General features: G+C 71.6%; 21 protein-coding genes. 14 read left to right on the top strand and 7 right to left on the bottom strand.

What is annotated here, in order from left to right; translation table 11 throughout:
• The first annotated feature begins 56 nt into the window (after window positions 1-56).
• Window positions 57-839, top strand: a complete 783-nt coding sequence (locus tag IE206_RS05055) for a CPBP family intramembrane glutamic endopeptidase (protein WP_189960682.1) — start codon at window positions 57-59, stop codon at window positions 837-839.
• Window positions 840-960: 121 nt separating this feature from the next.
• On the opposite strand, the gene IE206_RS05050 is transcribed toward IE206_RS05055, so the two are convergent.
• Window positions 961-1,776: a PhzF family phenazine biosynthesis protein gene (locus IE206_RS05050; protein ID WP_189960681.1), complete on the bottom strand. Its 816-nt coding sequence runs from the start codon at window positions 1,774-1,776 to the stop codon at window positions 961-963.
• A gap of 161 nt (window positions 1,777-1,937) precedes the next feature.
• Here IE206_RS05050 and IE206_RS05045 point away from each other — a divergent pair, with 161 nt between their 5' ends.
• A complete protein-coding gene (locus IE206_RS05045; protein WP_189960680.1) occupies window positions 1,938-2,543 on the top strand; it encodes a PadR family transcriptional regulator in 606 nt (201 codons plus the stop codon).
• Window positions 2,544-2,668: 125 nt separating this feature from the next.
• Window positions 2,669-2,953 carry a hypothetical protein gene (locus IE206_RS05040; protein ID WP_189960679.1) on the top strand — a complete coding sequence of 95 codons (285 nt, stop codon included), beginning with the start codon at window positions 2,669-2,671 and terminating at the stop codon, window positions 2,951-2,953.
• Window positions 2,954-3,090: 137 nt separating this feature from the next.
• On the opposite strand, the gene IE206_RS05035 is transcribed toward IE206_RS05040, so the two are convergent.
• Both IE206_RS05035 and IE206_RS05030 read right to left on the bottom strand, forming a co-directional pair.
• Complete coding sequence (locus tag IE206_RS05035; RefSeq protein WP_189960678.1) at window positions 3,091-3,519, bottom strand: type II toxin-antitoxin system Rv0910 family toxin; 429 nt, start codon at window positions 3,517-3,519, stop codon at window positions 3,091-3,093.
• Between the two features lie 149 nt (window positions 3,520-3,668).
• Window positions 3,669-3,860, bottom strand: coding sequence for a hypothetical protein (locus tag IE206_RS05030; protein WP_189960812.1), 192 nt, complete (start codon window positions 3,858-3,860; stop codon window positions 3,669-3,671).
• Between the two features lie 248 nt (window positions 3,861-4,108).
• Between IE206_RS05030 and IE206_RS05025 the strand changes: the two genes are divergently transcribed.
• The 3 genes from IE206_RS05025 to IE206_RS05015 all read left to right on the top strand — a co-directional run bounded on the left by IE206_RS05025 (window position 4,109) and on the right by IE206_RS05015 (window position 6,947).
• Window positions 4,109-4,663 carry a Clp protease N-terminal domain-containing protein gene (locus IE206_RS05025; RefSeq protein WP_189960677.1) on the top strand — a complete coding sequence of 185 codons (555 nt, stop codon included), beginning with the start codon at window positions 4,109-4,111 and terminating at the stop codon, window positions 4,661-4,663.
• 158 nt (window positions 4,664-4,821) lie between these two features.
• Complete coding sequence (locus IE206_RS05020) at window positions 4,822-5,805, top strand: EamA family transporter (protein ID WP_189960676.1); 984 nt, start codon at window positions 4,822-4,824, stop codon at window positions 5,803-5,805.
• A 191-nt stretch (window positions 5,806-5,996) separates the two neighbouring features.
• The gene (locus tag IE206_RS05015; protein WP_189960811.1) at window positions 5,997-6,947 is read left to right on the top strand and encodes a DMT family transporter; all 951 of its coding nucleotides are present in this window, start codon (window positions 5,997-5,999) and stop codon (window positions 6,945-6,947) included.
• 64 nt (window positions 6,948-7,011) lie between these two features.
• On the opposite strand, the gene IE206_RS05010 is transcribed toward IE206_RS05015, so the two are convergent.
• Window positions 7,012-7,695, bottom strand: coding sequence for a pyridoxamine 5'-phosphate oxidase family protein (locus IE206_RS05010; RefSeq protein ID WP_189960675.1), 684 nt, complete (start codon window positions 7,693-7,695; stop codon window positions 7,012-7,014).
• A gap of 23 nt (window positions 7,696-7,718) precedes the next feature.
• Here IE206_RS05010 and IE206_RS05005 point away from each other — a divergent pair, with 23 nt between their 5' ends.
• Window positions 7,719-9,059, top strand: a complete 1,341-nt coding sequence (locus tag IE206_RS05005; RefSeq protein WP_189960674.1) for an aminotransferase class I/II-fold pyridoxal phosphate-dependent enzyme — start codon at window positions 7,719-7,721, stop codon at window positions 9,057-9,059.
• Here IE206_RS05005 and IE206_RS05000 read toward each other — a convergent pair.
• Complete coding sequence (locus IE206_RS05000) at window positions 9,053-10,009, bottom strand: DMT family transporter (protein ID WP_189960673.1); 957 nt, start codon at window positions 10,007-10,009, stop codon at window positions 9,053-9,055. The two genes, IE206_RS05005 and IE206_RS05000, sit on opposite strands and share 7 nt — an antisense overlap.
• 74 nt (window positions 10,010-10,083) lie before the next feature.
• Here IE206_RS05000 and IE206_RS04995 point away from each other — a divergent pair, with 74 nt between their 5' ends.
• Entirely contained in the window at window positions 10,084-10,986 is a 903-nt protein-coding gene (locus IE206_RS04995; protein ID WP_189960672.1) for a LysR family transcriptional regulator, read from the top strand.
• A 3-nt stretch (window positions 10,987-10,989) separates the two neighbouring features.
• Here IE206_RS04995 and IE206_RS04990 read toward each other — a convergent pair whose 3' ends face one another.
• Window positions 10,990-11,466 (bottom strand): pyridoxamine 5'-phosphate oxidase family protein, encoded by a 477-nt coding sequence (locus IE206_RS04990; RefSeq protein ID WP_189960671.1) that lies wholly within the window; start codon window positions 11,464-11,466, stop codon window positions 10,990-10,992.
• Window positions 11,467-11,568: 102 nt separating this feature from the next.
• Between IE206_RS04990 and IE206_RS04985 the strand changes: the two genes are divergently transcribed.
• Window positions 11,569-12,219, top strand: coding sequence for an isochorismatase family protein (locus tag IE206_RS04985; RefSeq protein ID WP_189960670.1), 651 nt, complete (start codon window positions 11,569-11,571; stop codon window positions 12,217-12,219).
• Here IE206_RS04985 and IE206_RS04980 read toward each other — a convergent pair.
• Window positions 12,206-12,652: a Rieske (2Fe-2S) protein gene (locus tag IE206_RS04980; protein ID WP_189960669.1), complete on the bottom strand. Its 447-nt coding sequence runs from the start codon at window positions 12,650-12,652 to the stop codon at window positions 12,206-12,208. The two genes, IE206_RS04985 and IE206_RS04980, sit on opposite strands and share 14 nt — an antisense overlap.
• A 159-nt stretch (window positions 12,653-12,811) precedes the next feature.
• On the opposite strand from IE206_RS04980, the gene IE206_RS04975 reads away from it, so the two are divergent.
• From IE206_RS04975 to IE206_RS04955, 5 genes are all read left to right on the top strand, one after another.
• Window positions 12,812-13,675, top strand: a complete 864-nt coding sequence (locus IE206_RS04975; protein WP_189960668.1) for a HipA family kinase — start codon at window positions 12,812-12,814, stop codon at window positions 13,673-13,675.
• On the top strand, window positions 13,672-14,055 hold the full coding sequence (locus IE206_RS04970) for a DUF3037 domain-containing protein (protein WP_189960667.1): 384 nt from the start codon (window positions 13,672-13,674) through the stop codon (window positions 14,053-14,055). The genes IE206_RS04975 and IE206_RS04970 overlap by 4 nt, the downstream gene beginning before the upstream one ends.
• A gap of 148 nt (window positions 14,056-14,203) precedes the next feature.
• Window positions 14,204-14,965 carry a 3-oxoacyl-ACP reductase FabG gene (gene fabG / locus IE206_RS04965; RefSeq protein WP_189960666.1) on the top strand — a complete coding sequence of 254 codons (762 nt, stop codon included), beginning with the start codon at window positions 14,204-14,206 and terminating at the stop codon, window positions 14,963-14,965.
• A gap of 17 nt (window positions 14,966-14,982) precedes the next feature.
• A complete protein-coding gene (locus IE206_RS04960; RefSeq protein ID WP_189960665.1) occupies window positions 14,983-15,744 on the top strand; it encodes an SDR family oxidoreductase in 762 nt (253 codons plus the stop codon).
• Window positions 15,745-15,905: 161 nt separating this feature from the next.
• Window positions 15,906-17,459 (top strand): ABC transporter substrate-binding protein, encoded by a 1,554-nt coding sequence (locus IE206_RS04955; protein ID WP_189960810.1) that lies wholly within the window; start codon window positions 15,906-15,908, stop codon window positions 17,457-17,459.
• Window positions 17,460-17,467 lie beyond the last annotated feature (8 nt).

Raw genomic sequence — 17,467 nt, 5'->3', positions numbered from 1 at the left:
GGGGATGGAACGGGATTCGTCAACTGGAGGCAGGTGTGCAGGTGGAGGCCGAGCGCGTGGCTGATTCTCTTCCCGAAGAGGGGACTTCACCGCGGATCCTGCGGTCCGAGACCGTGCTCGTACTCGCGCTCTCGCTCGGCGCGAGCGGGGTGTCGGCGCTGATCAGCTTCATCGGCTCGCTCACCAAGCCGGGCGGCCTCAAGCACCAGGCGGCCACTCTCAACACCTCGTACGCTCCCGGGCGGCCGTGGCTCGATCTCGCCTGGCAGCTCTTCGGCATCGCGACGGCGCTCGTGCCGGTCGCGCTCGTCGCGCACCTGCTTCTCCGCGAGGGGACCGGTGGCCTGCGGGTGATCGGCTTCGACCGGATGCGGCCCTGGTCCGACCTCGGCCGGGGCGTACTGATCGCCGCCGGGATCGGCAGCGCTGGGCTCGCGTTCTATCTGGTGGCGCGGGCGGCGGGCGGCAATCTGACCGTCGTCCCCGAGTCGCTGCCCGACGTGTGGTGGAAGTACCCCGTACTCATTCTCTCGGCGCTGCAGAACTCCGTGCTCGAAGAAGTGATCGTCGTCGGGTATCTGCTGCGCAGGCTCGGCCAGTTGGGGTGGACACCGATGGCCGCGCTCGTCGCGAGCTCGGTGCTCCGTGGCTCCTACCACCTCTACCAGGGCATCGGCGGCTTCATCGGCAACATGGTGATGGGCGTGGTCTTCGTCCTGCTCTACCGGCGCTGGCAGCGCGTCGGCCCGCTCGTGGTGGCGCATGCGCTGCTCGACGTCGGGGCCTTCGTCGGATACGCGCTGCTCGCCGGGAAGGTGAGCTGGCTGCCGACGATGTGAGCGGTCGGGAGCGGGAGAAGTAAGGGGCGTACGTCTATTGCGTATGCCCCTTACGTCGTTCGAGGCGTCCCCCTGGGGCGCGTTGTTGAGGCGGCGCCGGGGTGCGTCGTGAGCCGTGTCCCTAGGGCGCGGTCAGCAGCTCGCCGTCAATGACCGTCACCGCGCGTCCGGTGAGCAGGGTGCGCTCGCCGCGTACCTCGGTACGGACGAGGCCGGAGCGGGCCGAGGCCTGGAGGCCGGTCAGCTCGGCGCGGCCCAGGCGCGCCGACCAGAACGGGGCGAGCGCGGTGTGGGCGCTGCCCGTCACCGGGTCCTCGTCGATGCCGACGTTGGGGAAGAAGCAGCGCGAGACGTAGTCGTATCCGGCGGAGGGGTCCGCGGCCGCGGCCGTCGCGATGATGCCGCGCCGGGAGTGCCGCCCCAGCGCGCGGGCGTCGGGCGCGAGCGCGCGTACGGCCGCCTCGTCGGGCAGCTCCACGAGAAGGTCGCCGATGTCGGCCGAGGTGTCGTGGACCGAGACGACCGGTGCGCCGAGCGCCTCGGCGAGGCCGTCCGGGACGGCCTCCTCCTTGAGAGGCGACGTTGGGAAGTCCAGGGTGATCGTGCCGTCCTCGGCGGCGGTCGCCCTGAGGATGCCGCAGCGCGCGGCGAACCGCACCGTCCCGGACGCGGCTGCCGTGGAGTGCAGGACGTGCGCGGTGGCCAGCGTGGCGTGGCCGCACATGTCGACCTCGGTGGCCGGGGTGAACCAGCGCAGCGCCCAGTCCGCGTCCCCGCCCGGCGGCAGGGGGTGCGCGAAGGCGGTCTCGGCGTGGTTGACCTCGCGGGCCACGTCCTGGAGCCAGTCGTCCGCCGGGAAGGCGTCGAGCAGCAGGACGCCGGCGGGGTTGCCGGCGAAGGGGCGGTCGGTGAAGGCGTCGACGATTCGAATGCGCATGGCGGCACCGTACGGGACGGGAAAACCCGCAGGCCAAGGCCAATTCGCGGTGGCTGGACCGCTTCCGGGGGCGGCCCTCGTCCGGAAGGGGGTTGTCAAGCGACTGTCACCGATATATCGTTGACGCATCGCGACAGATCAACGATGGAAGGAAACGAACCATGCGTTCACATGGATACGGACAGCAAGGACCCGGCCATCGCGGTCGGGGTGACTTCGAGGGGCGGCGTTCCGCCTTCGGCCCCTTCGGTCCCGGCTTCGGCGGGGGACCGTGGGGCGGACCGTTCGGTCCCGGCGGCCGTGGCGGCCGGGGTGGTCCGCGGGGCAGGGCGCGGCGCGGGGATGTCCGCGCGTCGATCCTGGCCCTGCTCAAGGACCGGCCGATGCACGGCTACGAGATGATCCAGGAGATCGGCGAGCGCAGTGGCGGGGCCTGGAAGCCCAGCCCGGGCTCGGTCTACCCCACCCTCCAGCTCCTGGAGGACGAGGGCCTGATCGCCAGTGAGAGCGAGGGCGGCAAGAAGCTGTTCACGCTCACCGACGCCGGGCGCACGGAGGCCGAATCGGGAGCCGAGGCTCCCTGGGAGGACGCGGGGCGCGGAGTCGACTGGGAGGCCATGCATGAGATCCGGCAGGCCGGCTTCGGCCTGATGGAGGCGTTCGGCCAGGTCTGGAAGACCGGCTCCGCCGACCAGCGCCAAAAGGCCCTCGCCGTCATCAACGACGCCCGGAAGAAGCTCTATCTGATCCTTGCCGACGAGGACTGAACCAAGCCTTGCGGCAGGTCGGGCAGGCTGTCGGCTGGGCTTTCCGGCCGGCAGCACTGTCTTGGGGGCCTTCGCCCCCGGTGGTCATAGGGTGACAATTCGGCCTTCCGGCCGTTAAGTCGGTCATGAACATTCGAAGCTCTGTCCAAGTCCTCGGTGCCCTTGCCGCGGCCGCGCTGCTCACGATGTCCGCCGCCTCCGCGCAGGCCGACCCCGGGCCCGAGTACAGCAAGGTCGCCCGGGTCGGGGGCGTCTGGGACTCCTCCGGCCGATGCGTCGAGGGCCCCCGGTATCTGACGAAGGCGGAGGCGGAGGAACTGGGCCGGGAGATGGCCTACGTCGCCTACACCTCGGCCGACATTCCCAACACCCCGGGGAAGAACGGGTGCCTGCTGGGCAACTCCGAATGACGCCGGTGGCCGGTGGATCCGAGAGGCCGTTGCGGCACGTAGCTCTGTGATCGGATCGCAAGAAGCTCGCGCAGACGCCCGGCCGGGATTTCCCGGCCGGGCGTCTGCGCGTGGTCGGCCGCGGGGCCTTCGCCCGCTCAGGCGCACAGCCCCCCGAGCTTGCGCAGTGACTCGTTCAGGGCGGCCGTCGCCGAGTCCTTGAGCTTGCCTGCCATGAGCGAGACCGCGGCGCCCGTGAACTCGCCGTCGATGCGGACCGTGGTGGCCGCGCCGTCGGGGACGACCGTGTAGCGGTTGGCGACGTTCACGCCCATCGGGCCCTTGCCCCGGATGCCGAACACCCGGCCTGCCTCGAACTCGTCCACCGTCCATGCGACTTCGGCGGGGAAGCCCATGAGCTTCATGTTCTCCGCGTAGGTCGCGCCCAGCTCCAGCTTCTCGGGGCCGCCCGCGGGGAAGCTGGTGTGCGTGGCGTTCCACTCGCCGTACGAGGAGAAGTCGGTGAGCTGTGCCCAGACCTTCTCGGCCGGAGCCTCGATACGTGCCTCCGCGCTGACCTCGGCCATGCGACCACTCCTTCGTGGGACTGTGACGGGGACGTGCGCGGAACGTAGCGGGAGGCGGACGAACATTCAATACTGATGAACCGTCAGATTCCTGCGGTCCCGATGCCTGCGCCAAGAGGCTGTCCCATGCCCCGCCCCGCGCGCTGCGCTCAGATCTTCTGGGTCTCAAGGGCCCAGATCTGCGCGGAGTCGAACAGGTCCGAGGCGCGCGGGCGCACGGACTCGTCGTGGCAGTGGAACGCGGCCCAGAACAGATCGCCCGGCAGGGCCTCGCGCGGCGCGTACACCCGGTACACGTACTGCAGTCCGTCCTGGGCCAGGAGGGCGACCATCCAGCACATCGGCGCTCCCTCGGCGGGCGGTGGGGACGGCTGTGTCATGCGGGAAGGACGAGTCCGGACGGCGGTGCGGTTGCACCGGGGGCGCGGGGCCCGGAACGCCACGCGCCCGAGGGTTGCCCTCAGGGGGGAGATTTCCGAGATCTCATCCGTAAGGAGGAGAACCCGGTCATCCGTGCCCAACTTTCGCGGGAGAACGAATGCTCCTCCTCGGGGATGTTCTTCGCGCCATCGGCTGATGAGGTTGAGGGGTGCACCGTCCTACCCCAGGGGCCCCTCACCAGGTCCCGTCCCCCGCAGACATCGAAGCCCGACTCACCGCGGAGCTGGCCTCGGTGGTCGCGGGCGCCCGCAGGCGTGCGCTGCGCGACGGGGACCGGCAGCTGGACACCGCGCATCTGCTGCACTCGCTGATGGAGAGCGGCCCCGAGGTGCGGGCCGCGTTCGAGGACGGAGCGCAGGTGGCGCGCGTGCTCGGGTACCTGGTGCAGCGCAGCATCGGGTACGGGCTGCGCTGGCAGGGATCCGTCGAGGACTCCGGGGCGGTGCCGCTGATGACGCAGCCCGGCTGGTCGCCCAGCGCCCTGGCGGCGATGGAGTACGCGCTGCGCCGGGCCGCCGCGCGCGGCGGTGACCAGGTCACCGGGCGGGACCTGCTGGCCGCGCTCGCCGCCGACCCCGAGTGCCGGGCCGTCCAGGTCTTCCAGCACGCGGGAGTGGACGCGGCCGCACTGGCCGACGGCTTGGGAGAACCGTCCGACCAGGGTCTGGACGACCGCCTGGGTGAGCCCTCCCCGCAGGTCTGAAAGCCCTTGGCCGGCCGGCTCGGCCAGGCCGCCCGGCAAGGCCCGAACGCCCCCGAATCAGGCCGAGCCGAGGCTTTGCGGGCGGGCCGGAACGCGCTCCCCGTCTCGACAGGTGTCACGCGGATGACGGTCCTGACCCGGGCTGCCATGATGTGCCGATGCACGCGTCTCAGGGAAGAAGCGTCGGCCTGGGACTCGCCCTGGTGTCGGCCTTCGCGTTCGGTGGTTCAGGTGTGGCGGCCAAGCCGCTCATCGAAGCGGGGCTCGACCCGCTGCACGTGGTGTGGCTGCGGGTGACCGGGGCCGCGCTCGTCATGCTCCCGGTGGCCTGGCGCCACCGCCGCCTGGTGCTGCGCAAACCCGCGCTGCTCGCAGGGTTCGGACTGCTTGCCGTCGCCGGCGTCCAGGCCTGCTACTTCGCCTCCATATCGCGCATACCCGTCGGTGTCGCCCTCCTCGTCGAATACCTGGCGCCCGCACTCGTCCTCGGCTGGGTCCGGTTCGTGCAGCGCAGGCCGGTGAGCCGCGCGGCCGCGCTCGGTGTGGTGCTCGCCGTCGGCGGGCTCGCCTGTGTCGTCGAGGTCTGGTCCGGGCTGAGCTTCGACGCGGTCGGACTGCTCCTCGCGCTCGGCGCGGCCTGCTGCCAGGTCGGCTACTTCGTCCTGTCCGACCAGGGCGGCGAGGGCGACGACGCGGCCGACCCGCTCGGCGTCATCGCCTACGGCCTGCTCATCGGCGCACTCGTCCTGACCGTCGTGGCCCGGCCCTGGGACATGAAGTGGTCGGTGCTCGGCGGCAGCGCCGACATGAACGGCTCCCAGGTGCCCGCCGTGCTGCTCCTGTGCTGGATCGTGCTGATCGCGACCGTCGTCGCGTACGTCACCGGGGTCATCTCGGTGCGCAAGCTCTCGCCGCAGGTGGCCGGCGTTGTCGCCTGTCTGGAGGCCGTGCTCGCGACCGTCTTCGCCTGGGTGCTGCTCGGCGAACACCTCTCGGCGCCGCAGATCATCGGCGGCGCGGTGGTCCTGACCGGCGCGTTCATCGCCCAGTCCTCGGCCCCCAGAGCCGCCTCGGGGCCGGTCGCCTCGGGCGGTCCCGCGCCCGCCGAAGGGGAGTTGTCGGCCGGGCAGTCCGCCGCCTAAGGTGACGATCATGCATTCGACCGTACTGCCGCCTCCCGCCGCGTAACGCGGGCGGCCGCGCTCCTGACGAAGACCCGGCTCGGGCAGTCCCCGAGCGGCTCGTCGCTGCCCGCGTACTCCCACGCCAGCGTCCAGCCAGCTGTCTTCCTCTTCGGAGTACGTACGTGTCGAACTCTTCAACGGGCCTTGCCATGGGCCCCTCCGCCACCCTGCCCGTCGGGCGCGGTCTGCTCTACCTGGCCTTCGCCGGAGTCGCCTGGGGCACCGCGGGCGGCGCCGCCGCCCTGGTCTTCGGGGCCAGCGACCTCGGTCCGCTCGCCCTGTCCTTCTGGCGCTGCGCGGGCGGTCTCGTCCTGCTGCTCGGCGCGATGGCGCTGCGCCGCCGCCCCGTGCCCAAGGCCGCCGAACCGCGCGGACGCCGGCTGCTGCGCATCCTCGGCAACGGCATCGGCCTGATGATCTTCCAGAGCGCCTACTTCGCGGCCGTCGAAGCCACCGGACTCGCGGTCGCGACCGTGGTGACCCTGGGCGCGGGACCCGTCCTCATCGCGCTCGGCGCCCGCGTCGCCCTGGGCGAGCGGATCGGCTGGGCCGGCACCGCGGCCGTGGCCGGGGCGCTCGCCGGGCTCGCGGTCCTGTGGATCGGCAACGGCGGCGGCACGGTCCGGCCCGCCGGGGTCGTCCTCGCCCTGGTGTCGGCTGCCGGGTATGCGGCCATCACCCTGCTGACCAGGTGGCTCGGGCGCGACGGAGGCGCCGCCGACCCGTCGGCCACCACCGCTTGGGCCTTCGGTGTAGCGGCCCTTTGCCTGCTCCCCTTCGCGGGCGCGGAGGGCCTGCTTCCGCACACGGTGGAGCCGATGCGGGTGGTCTTCCTGCTGCTGTACGTGGCGGCCGTGCCCACCGCGCTCGCGTACGCCCTCTACTTCGCCGGGGCCGCGGTCGTACGCGCCGCGACCGTCTCCGTGATCATGCTCTTGGAGCCGGTCAGCGCGGCCGTGATCGCGGTGTCGGTGCTCGGCGAGCACATCACCGCGGCCACCGCGGCGGGCACCACACTGCTGCTCCTCGCGGTGATCGGGCTCGCGGCGGCCGAGACGAGGCAGGCGGCCAGGTCGCGCCGAGAGGCGGTGGCGCTGTAGCGCGCGGTGGGTCCCCGCCGGATGGGGCCCCACCCTCTCGTGACGCGTACGCGGCGCGGCTGCCTCAGAGAGCCGACAGGTAGTCCGGCACGGGCAGCGCCGGGTCCAGGCCGTCCGCCGGGACGGGGGCGCCGTAGCCCGGGGTGAGCGGCAGGACGCCGGACCAGTGCGGGAGAGCCAGGTCCTCGGGGTCGTCGTTCGGGCCGCCGGTGCGGAGCTTGGCCGAGACCTCGTTCAGGTCGAGGCTGATCACCGCGGTGGCGGCCAGCTCCTTCGCGTTCGCCGGGCGCGAGTCGAGGGAGCGGCCCGGGACGACGTGGTCCACCAGCGCGTCGAGCGCGGCGCGCTTCTCCTCGGGGTCGGTGACATCGTGGGCGATGCCGTGCACCACGACCGAGCGGTAGTTGATCGAGTGGTGGAAGGCGGACTTGGCCAGGACCAGGCCGTCGACGTGGGTCACGGTCAGGCACACCGGAAGGCCGGGGTCGGCCTGACCCGCCGCGCGGAGCGGGCGGGAACCGGTCGAGCCGTGTACGTAGAGCCGCTCGCCGGCCCGGGCGAAGAGCGTGGGCAGCACCACGGGTGCGCCGTCGCGGACGAAGCCCAGGTGGCAGACGTACGCCTGGTCGAGGATGCCGTGCACCAGCTCGCGGTCGTACGAGGCCCGCTCGCGCGAGCGGGTCGGTACGGTGCGGTCGGTCGCCTGGTAGGGGGCTGCGGTCGCGGTGTCCGACATTGCGATCTCCATTGCACTAGTGCATAATGTGGTTTGTGCTAGGAGAATATCGGATCGAGGGGCGCCGTGCATCGGAGATTGCCGAGAGCGTGGAGCGCGCGGTGGGCGCCGGAGGGCTCGAACCGGGTCAACTGCTGCCTCCACTAAGGGAGTTGGCGACCGAGCTCGGCGTGAATCCCAACACCGTCGCGGCCGCCTACCGGCTGCTGCGCGACCGCGGGGTGATCGAGACGGCGGGCCGGCGCGGCAGCCGCGTGCGCCCGAGGCCCGCGAGCACCGCCCGCGACCTCATCCGCGTGGACGTGCCCGAAGGCGTACGCAACATCGCCGACGGCAACCCCGACGCGACGCTGCTCCCGCCGCTCGGCGAGGCACTGGCCGCCGCCGCGCGCAGCAATGCCGAACGGCCCGGGCGGTACATGTACGGGCAGGAGCCCGTGGACGAGGATCTCGCGCGCCTCGCCCGCGCCGGGTTCGACCAAGGGGGCGTGCCGGACGGGCCGGTCGGCGTGCTCTCGGGTTCGCTCGACGCCATCGAGCGGGTGCTCACCTCCCACCTGCGCCCCGGCGACGCGGTGGCGATCGAGGACCCCGGCTGGGGCGCGCTCCTCGACCTCGTGCCGGCGCTGGGGCTGCGGCCCGAACCCATGGCGCTCGACGACGAGGGCCCGCTGCCCGCGGGGCTCGAACGCGCCCTGGCTGCGGGCGCCAAGGCCGTCGTGATTACCTGCCGGGCGCAGAACCCGACGGGCGCGGCCGTGAGCGCGGCCCGCGCCCGGGCCCTGCGCAAGGTCCTCGCCGGGCACCCCGGGGTGCTGCTCATCGAGGACGACCACGGCCACGGCATGGTCGACCTGCCGCTGCACCCGGTCGCCCCGGTCACCGAGCACTGGGCTTTCGTACGGTCCGTGGCCAAGGCGTACGGGCCGGATCTGCGGCTCGCCTTGCTGACCGGGGACGCCGTCACCCTCGACCGGGTGCGCGGGCGCCAGCGGCTCGGGCCCGGCTGGGTCAGCCGGCTGCTCCAGCGGGCCGTCGTCGAGCTGTGGACGTCGGGCGCCGTCGACCCGGCGAAGGTCGCGCGCTCGTACCGCGAACGGCGCGAGGGCCTGCTGCGGGCGCTGCGCGAGCGGGGCGTCGAGGCACACGGCCGCAGCGGCTTCGTCGTGTGGGTGCCGGTGCCGGACGAGACGGGCGCGGTGTCCCGGCTGCTGCACGCGGGCTGGGCGGTGGCGCCCGGCGCCCGCTTCCGGTTGGCGTCGGCGCCCGGCGTGCGGCTCACGGTGTCGAGCCTGGCCCTGGACGAGATCGGGCCGCTCGCGGACGCGATTGCCTCCGCGATCGGCCCGGGCCCCGGGACGCGCTACGCCTACTGAGCCTTCGGCTTCGCGCGGGCGCGGCTCTGGGTGAGGGCCGCGCCCGCGAGGACGACGGCCGCGCCGACCGGCGTGTTCCAGCTGAGGCTCTCGCCGAGGAGCGCGACACCGGCGGCCGTGGCAATCACCGGGATGAAGTAGGTGACCATCTGCGCGGTCGTCGGGCCCACCTCGTTGACGAGCCCGTACTGGACGAGCACCGCGAGACCCGTGCCGAGCGCGCCGAGCGCCGCGACCGCGAGCAGCGGGACGAGCGGGAAGGAGCTCGGGAAACCGGCGAACAGCGGGGTGACCAGGGCCAGCTGGAGGGTGGCGACGCCGAGTTGCGAGCCGATCAGGGACAGGTTGGAGTGGCCGCTGCCCGCCAGTGTGCGCCGGACGTAGATCCAGCCGACCGGGTAGCAGAGCGAGGCGAGCAGCGCCATCGCGGTGCCGGTGACGTCGAGGCCGTGGAAGCCCTGCCAGGCGCCGAGCACCGTGAGCACCCCGAGGAAGCCGAGGCCGAGCCCCGCGACCCGGCGGCGGGTCGGCCGGTCCTCGGAGAGCGCCACCATGGACAGCGCCATGCCCCACAGCGGCGAGGTCGCGTTGCAGATGCCGGCCAGTGTCGAGGGGATCGTCAGTTCCGAGTACGCGAAGAGCGAGAACGGCGCGGCGTTGAGGAGCAGCGCCGCCACCGTGAGGTGCAGCCAGGTGCGGCGCCCGCGCGGCAGCCGCTCGCGCTTGACGGCCATCGCCACGGCGAGCACCAGCGTGCCGAAGAGCAGCCGTCCGAAGGTGACCTGGAACGGGGCGTAGCCGTCCGTACCGACCTTGATCAGCAGAAAACTGAAGCCCCAGATCAGCGAGAGTGCCGCGAACCGGATGCGCCAGTCGAGGGCGGGGCGGCGCGGGACGGTCGTCGAAGTCGGCGTGGAGGAGGTGGCCCGGGACGGGGCGGTGGTGCTCATGACGACCAGGATGAGGGCCAGAACTACGTAGCACAAGCGAGAAAGCATGCGTGTGATCGGTTAGCATCGCTTACATGTTGAATCTGGAGCGCCTGCGCACCCTCGACGCGGTGGCCCGGCACGGCTCGGTGGGCGGCGCGGCCGACACCCTGCACGTGACCACCTCCGCCGTCTCCCAGCAGCTCGCCAAGCTGGAGCGGGAGGCCGGCCAGCCGCTGCTCGCCAAGAACGGGCGCGGCGTGCGGCTCACCGACGCCGGCCGGCTGCTCGCCGAGCACGCCTCGCGCATCCTGTCCCAAGTGCAGGTGGCCCAGGCCGAGTTGGAGGCCCAGCGCGGCCGGGTCGTCGGCGAGCTCAGGATCGCCGGGTTCGCCACCGCCGCCCGGGGCCTGTTCCCCGCCGCGCTCGCCTCGCTGCGCGCCGAGCATCCAAAGCTCGCCGTCCGCTCCGACGAGCTGGAGGCCGACGAGTCCGTGCGGGGCGTGCTGCTCGGCGACCTCGATCTCGCGCTCGTACTCGACTGGTACAACAAGCCGCTGCCGCTGCCCGACGGGCTCGCCAAGCGGGCGGTCCTCGACGACCTCGCGGACGTCGCCCTGTCCGCCGGTCATCCGCTGGCCGGCCGCGAGGTGGTGGACCTGGAGGAGTTCGCCGACGACGAGTGGATCACCTGGCCCGAGGGTGAGTTCTGCAACGAGTGGCTGATGTTCACCCTGCGCGGCAAGGGCATCGAGCCGAGAATCGCCCACGTGGCCCGCGAACATGCCACCCAACTCGCCCTGGTGGAAGCCGGGTTGGGGGTCAGCATCGCCCCGCGCCTGGGCCGGGGCCCGATCCCCGACGGGGTGCGGGTGGTCCCGGTGCGCGACGCGATGAGCCGCCATGTGTACGCGGTGTGGCGCGCCGACGCCGACCGCAGGCCCTCGATCCGGGCGGCGGTCGACGCGCTGGCGGTGGCGGGGGAGCGGCTCGCCTGAGGGTTACCGCGCGAAGTCGCCGCCCAGCTTGCGGAAGTCCCACGACACCACCGTGTCCGGGGTCAGCCGAAGCCAGGCGTGCCGCCCGTCGTGGACCATCTCCTCAAGGCCGAAGTTCTTCGCCGCGAACAGCCGCTCCACATCGGCGAGTTCAGGACACGGCTCGCCGGTGCGCGGGGCCTCGCCGACCGGGACGACGCTGCCGCTCAGCTCCACCCCGCGCAGCTGCCCGTACTCCGTGCCGTCGTCCACCACCACCGCGACGCGCGGGTCCTTGCCGAGCTGGGTCCAGCGGCGGCTGCGGGTGATCGAGTACAGCCAGAGCGAGCCACCGTGCCAGACGTACCAGAGCGGGGCGACGTGCGGCCTTCCGTCGGCCGAGACCGTGGCGACCCGGCAGGTGCGCTGCTCGCCGAGGAAGGCGTCGCGCTCCTCGTCGGTCATCATGATCCGGCGGCCCCGGCGCTGTGTGACGGTCATCTGCGCCATCCCTTCCACGGTTGCGTGCAGGCATCTGACGGTACGTCAGGAATCATGGCGCGCTCTTCCCTCGGCACGCAATGGCGGTTAGCCTCCCGCGCCATGGCGACGAAGGAACTCCTCGCGGAACAGCTCGACCCCTCCTCCACGGTCCTGATGACCGTGGAGTGCCAGCAGGGCGTGGTCGGCGCGGACAGCGCGCTGCCCGAACTCGCCAAGGAGGCGAGGGAGTCGGGAGCGCTGTACAACGTGGCCCGCCTGGTGGCGGGCGCGCACGAGGCGGGTGTCCAGGTGCTGCACGCGGTCGCGGAGCGCCGCCCCGACGGGCGCGGGGCCAACCGCAACGCGCGCCTGTTCCGGGCCGCCGAACGGCTGCCCGTGCAGCAGTACTCCGGCTCGCGGGCGGTGCGGATCGCCGAGCCGATCGAGGTGGCCGACGAGGACATCGTCGTACGCCGCCTGCACGGCCTCTCGCCGGTGGCCGGCACGGACGTGGACCCGCTCCTTCGCAACCTCGGCTGCCGCACCCTGATCGTCACCGGCGTCTCGGCGAACGTGGCGATCCCCAACGCGGTCTTCGACGCGGTCAACCTCGGCTACACGGCGGTGGTCGCGGCCGACGCGATCGCGGGGGTGCCGGCCGACTACACCCCCGCGATGATCCGCAACACCCTCGCCCTGGTCGCGACGGTGGCCACCACCGACGACATCCTGGGCTGCCTCAAGGTGGCCCGCCGCGTCACGCGAGCTTGATCGAATCCCCCTGGACGGAGATCGCGGCGGCGGGCAACGGGGACGGCGCGGGGCCGCCCTTGACGCTGCCGTCCGCGACGTCGAACTTGCTGCCGTGACAGGGGCAGTTGATGGTGCCGCCCGACACCGACGACACGGCGCAGCCCTGGTGGGTGCACTTCGCCGAGAACGCCTTGAACTGGCCGGCGGTGGGCTGGGTGACCACGACGCCCTGCGCGGCGAAGATCTTCCCGCCGCCCTGCGGAATGTCCGACGTCTTGCCGAGCACGCCCCCGGCCTCCTTGCCGGCGCCGTCCCCGGCGGGCTTCGCGTCGTCCGAGCCGCCGCCCCCGCACGCGGTGAGCGCGGCGGCGAGCCCGGCCGCCCCGACGCACGCGATGACGGTGCGGCGCGCCGGAACCTGCACGGGTACGGACTGCGATTCGGTGCTCATGCTGACTGTCCTCTCGATGTACGACGCGTAGCTGCGTGAGGGTGTACGGGAGTGATGCGCGGGGCGTTCAGCGATCCGGCCACTTCTCGGGAACCGGGCGGGGCCGGGCCGGGAGGAAAAGGGAGCGAGCGCCCGATTGCCGCGAAGTAGCCTGTGCCCATGCTCACTGAAGTCACCGCGACCCGGTACGTCACGCCGTTGCGTGAGGGCGGATCACTTCCGGGCATCGTCGAGGCCGACGATCTCGGAACGTATGTCATGAAGTTCACCGGGGCCGGCCAGGGCCGCAAGACGCTCGTCGCCGAGGTCATCTGCGGGGAGCTCGGCCGACGGCTCGGGCTGCGCGTCCCGGAACTGGTCACCATCCAGCTCGACCCGGTCATCGGCCTGTCCGAGCCCGACCAGGAGGTGCAGGAGCTGCTCAAGGCGAGCGGCGGACTCAACCTCGGGATGGACTACCTGCCCGGCTCGCTCGGCTTCGACCCGCTCGCCTACCAGGTGGACCCGGCCGAGGCCGGGAAGGTCGTCTGGTTCGACGCGCTGATCAACAACGTCGACCGGTCGTGGCGCAACCCCAACATGCTGGTCTGGCACGGCGACCTGTGGCTCATCGACCACGGCGCGACGATGATCTGGCACCACAACTGGCCCGGCGCCGCGGCCTCGGCGGCCAAGCCGTACAACGCCTCCGACCACGCGCTCGCCCCGTTCGGCCCCGACGTCGCCGCCGCTGCCGCCGAGCTCGCGCCGCTGGTGACCGAGGAGCTCCTGACCGAGGTCGCGGCCCTCGTGCCGTGCGAGTGGCTGGTCGACGAGCCCGGATTCGACACCACCGACGCGCTGCGCCGCGCCTATGTCGAGCCGCTGCTCGCCCGCGCCGCCGACATTCACGAGCGGATCACGTTCGACACCCCGGTGAATACAAAGGCGCCGCAGCCTCCGGGCTGGCTGACCGACCCCATCAAGCCGTGGCCGCACCCCACCAAGAACACCGAGAACAGCAAGAAGGACGACGACCGTTGAGCAAGCGCGATGTCTTCGAGTACGCGCTGCTGCGCGTGGTGCCACGCGTCGAGCGCGGTGAATGTTTCAACGCGGGCGTGCTCGTCTATTGCCGCGCCCACTCCTTCGTCGCGGCGCGCACCCATCTGGACGAGGCGAAACTGAAGGCGCTCGACCCGGCCGCGGACGTGGTGGGCGTACGGGCCGCGCTGCGCGCCGTCGAGGGCATCTGCGGCGGCGGCGAGGGTGCCGGGCAGGCGGCGGGCGACGACGCGGGCCGCCGCTTCCGGTGGCTGATCGCGCCGCGCTCCACGGTCGTCCAGCCGGGCCCCGTGCACACCGGCCTGACCGCGGATCCGGCGGCCGAGGCCGAGCGGCTCCTCGACCTCCTGGTGCGCTGAAACACGCCCCGGCAGGGGTGTGACATGCGCCGGGGGATCCGTGGGCCGTTGACACCGGGTGCCAGGGCTTCTAGCGTCTCGTCTGCTGAAGCTACTAAGCGGTTGCTCAGTGACTGAGGGCCGCGGATCCCAGGGCGAGGAGAACAGCATGTCCACCACCGAGCAGCGTGTCGCCATCGTGACCGGGGCGGCGCGGGGCATTGGCGCCGCGACCGCCGTCCGGCTTGCGGCCGAGGGCCGGGCCGTCGCCGTACTCGACCTCGACGAGGCGGCCTGCAAGGACACCGTCGACAAGATCACCGCGGCGGGCGGCCGGGCCATTGCCGTCGGCTGCGACGTGTCGGACAGTGCCCAGGTGGAGGCGGCCGTCGAGCGCGTGGCGGCCGAGCTCGGCGCGCCGACCATCCTCGTCAACAACGCGGGCGTGCTGCGCGACAACCTCCTCTTCAAGATGAGCGAGTCCGACTGGGACACCGTGATGAACGTGCACCTCAAGGGCGCGTTCCTGATGGCCAAGGCCTGTCAGAAGCACATGGTGGACGCCAAGTGGGGCCGCATCGTCTCGCTCTCCTCGTCCTCGGCGCTCGGCAACCGCGGCCAGGCCAACTACTCCGCCGTCAAGGCCGGCCTGCAGGGCTTCACCAAGACCCTCGCCAAGGAGCTCGGCAAGTTCGGCATCACGGCCAACGCGGTCGCCCCCGGCTTCATCGTCACCGAGATGACCGCACAGACCGCCTCCCGGGTCGGCATGGGCTTCGAGGAGTTCCAGGCCGCGGCCGCCACCCAGATCCCCGTCCAGCGCGTCGGCTTCCCCGAGGACATCGCCAACGCGATCGCCTTCTTCTCGGGCGACGCCGCCGGCTTCGTCTCCGGCCAGGTCATGTACGTGGCCGGCGGACCGCTCAACTAGGGCCAGGGGCAAGGGACATGACTGAACTTCCTGAACTGTCGGGCAAGGTGGCCCTGGTCACCGGAGCCAGCCGCGGCATCGGCTACGGCATCGCCGAGGCGCTCGTCGCCCGCGGCGACCGGGTGTGCATCACCGGCCGCGGCGAGGACGCCCTCAAGGAGGCCGTCGAGAAGCTCGGCTCCGACCGGGTCGTCGCGGTGGCGGGCAAGGCCGCCGACGAGGCCCACCAGGCCGCCGTCGTCGAGCGCACCATGGAGGCCTTCGGCCGGGTCGACTTCCTGGTCAACAACGCCGGTACGAACCCGGTGTTCGGCCCGATCGCCGAGCTCGACCTGAACGTCGCGCGCAAGGTCTACGAGACGAACGTGATCTCCGCGCTCGGCTTCGCCCAGCAGACCTGGAAGGCCTGGCAGAAGGACAACGGCGGCGCGATCGTCAACATCGCCTCCATCGCCGGAGTCTCCGCCTCGCCCTTCATCGGCGCGTACGGCATGAGCAAGGCGGCCATGGTCAACCTGACCCTCCAGCTGGCGCACGAGTTCGCGCCGGTGGTCCGGGTCAACGCGATCGCGCCGGCCGTGATCAAGACCAAGTTCGCCCAGGCGCTCTACGAGGGCCGCGAGGCGGAGGCCGCCGCGGCCTACCCGCTGGGCCGGCTCGGCGTGCCCGCCGACATCGGCGGGGCGGCGGCCTTCCTGACCTCCGAGCAGTCGGACTGGGTCACCGGACAGACGCTGGTCGTCGACGGAGGGCTGTTCCTCAACGCCGGAGTCCACTGACGCGAGGCGTCCGCGAACACTGAGCGGATTTGCTCCTGAATATTCCAAAGTGCCCTGCTGAGACGGTCGGTCGACTCGGCGGGGCACTGCGGTATGGTCTGCCGACCCATGGCCGATCGAGGAGCGTGCACGTGTTCAAACGGACCATCTGCCGGCGCACCATGGCGGCCCTTGCGTCCATATCCCTGCTCGGCGGCTGCGGACTGCTCTCGGGGGGCGGTTCGCAGGCGCAGCAGGAGATAACAGTGGGTACGACGAGCGAACCGAGCACGCTCGACCCGGCCGCGTCCTGGGACGGATCGTGGGAGTTGTACCGGAATGTCTTCCAGACTCTGGTGGCCTTCCCGACCGGCAGCAGCGCCCCGCAGCCCGATGCCGCGCAGTCCTGCCAGTTCCAGGACAAGTCGAGCCGCACGTTCACCTGCACATTGCGCAAGGGAATGACCTTCTCCGACGGAGCCACGCTCGACGCGAACGCCGTCAAGTACTCCATCGACCGCATCGTGAAGATCAACGTGAAGGCGGGGCCGAAGGGGCTGCTCAGCAGCCTGGACCACGTCAGCGTCGACAACGACCTGACCGTCACCTTCCACCTCAACAAGCCCGACGCGACCTTCCCCTACGTGCTCGGCGCGCCCGCCATGTCGATCGTGGACCCCAAGGCGTACCCGGCCGACAAGCTCCGCGACGACGGCGGGCTCACCGGATCGGGCCCGTACACGCTCGACTCGTACAAGGCGGGCGACCGCGCGGTCCTGAAGAAGAACGACAGCTACCAGGGCTTCGCGCAGCTCAAGAACGACGGCGTCACCATCCGCTACTTCCGCGACTCCAAGACCATGGTGGACGCCCTCAAGAACAAGCAGATCGATGTCACCTACCGCGGCATCACCGCCGACGAGGTCGAGGACGTACGCAACGAGAAGGCCGCGGGCAAGCCGCTCGAACTCGTCGAGAACACCGGTACCGAGATCCGCTTCCTGGTGTTCAACCCGAAGGACCCCGAGGCCGCGAACCCGGCGGTACGCCGCGCGGTCGCCCAGCTCGTCGACCGCGACGCCCTGGTCGCCAAGGTCTACAAGGGCACCGCCGAGCCGCTGTACTCGATGGTCCCGACCGGCGTGAACGGGCACACCACGAGCTTCTTCGACACCTTCGGCTCGCCCAGCGTCGACAAGGCGAAGCAGATTCTGCGCAAGGCCGGCATCACCGGCCCCGTCCCGCTCACGTTCTGGTACACCACCGACCGCTACGGCTCCTCCATGGCGGCGGAGTTCCAGGAACTCAAGCGGCAGCTCGACGCCTCGGGTCTCTTCAAGATCACGCTCGACAGCCGCCCCTGGAAGACGTACACCGAGGGCTTCCAGGCCGGCGAATTCCCCGTCTTCGGACGCGGCTGGTTCCCCGACTTCCCCGATCCGGACAACTTCATCGCGCCGTTCGTCGGCAAGGAGAACGCGGTCGGCACGCCGTACGAGCCGCGCGAGATCACCACGCAGCTGATCCCGCAGTCCCGCGAGATCTCCGACCGGGGCGCCGTGAGCAAGCAGTTCGAGCGCGCCCAGGACATTCTCGTCGACGACGTACGGCTGCTGCCCCTGTGGCAGGGCAAGCTCTACATCGCCGCGAGTGACGACATCGCGGGCGGCGAGCGAGCCATGGACCCGCAGACCGTCATGCAGATGTGGGAGCTGCACCGCAAGACCAGCTGGTAGGGGCGGGC

Origin of the sequence: Streptomyces violascens (assembly GCF_014649955.1) — a bacterium.
GTDB lineage: Bacteria > Actinomycetota > Actinomycetes > Streptomycetales > Streptomycetaceae > Streptomyces > Streptomyces violascens.
Note: the sequence above shows the minus strand (reverse complement) of the source record. Positions and strands in the feature narration are given on the sequence as shown.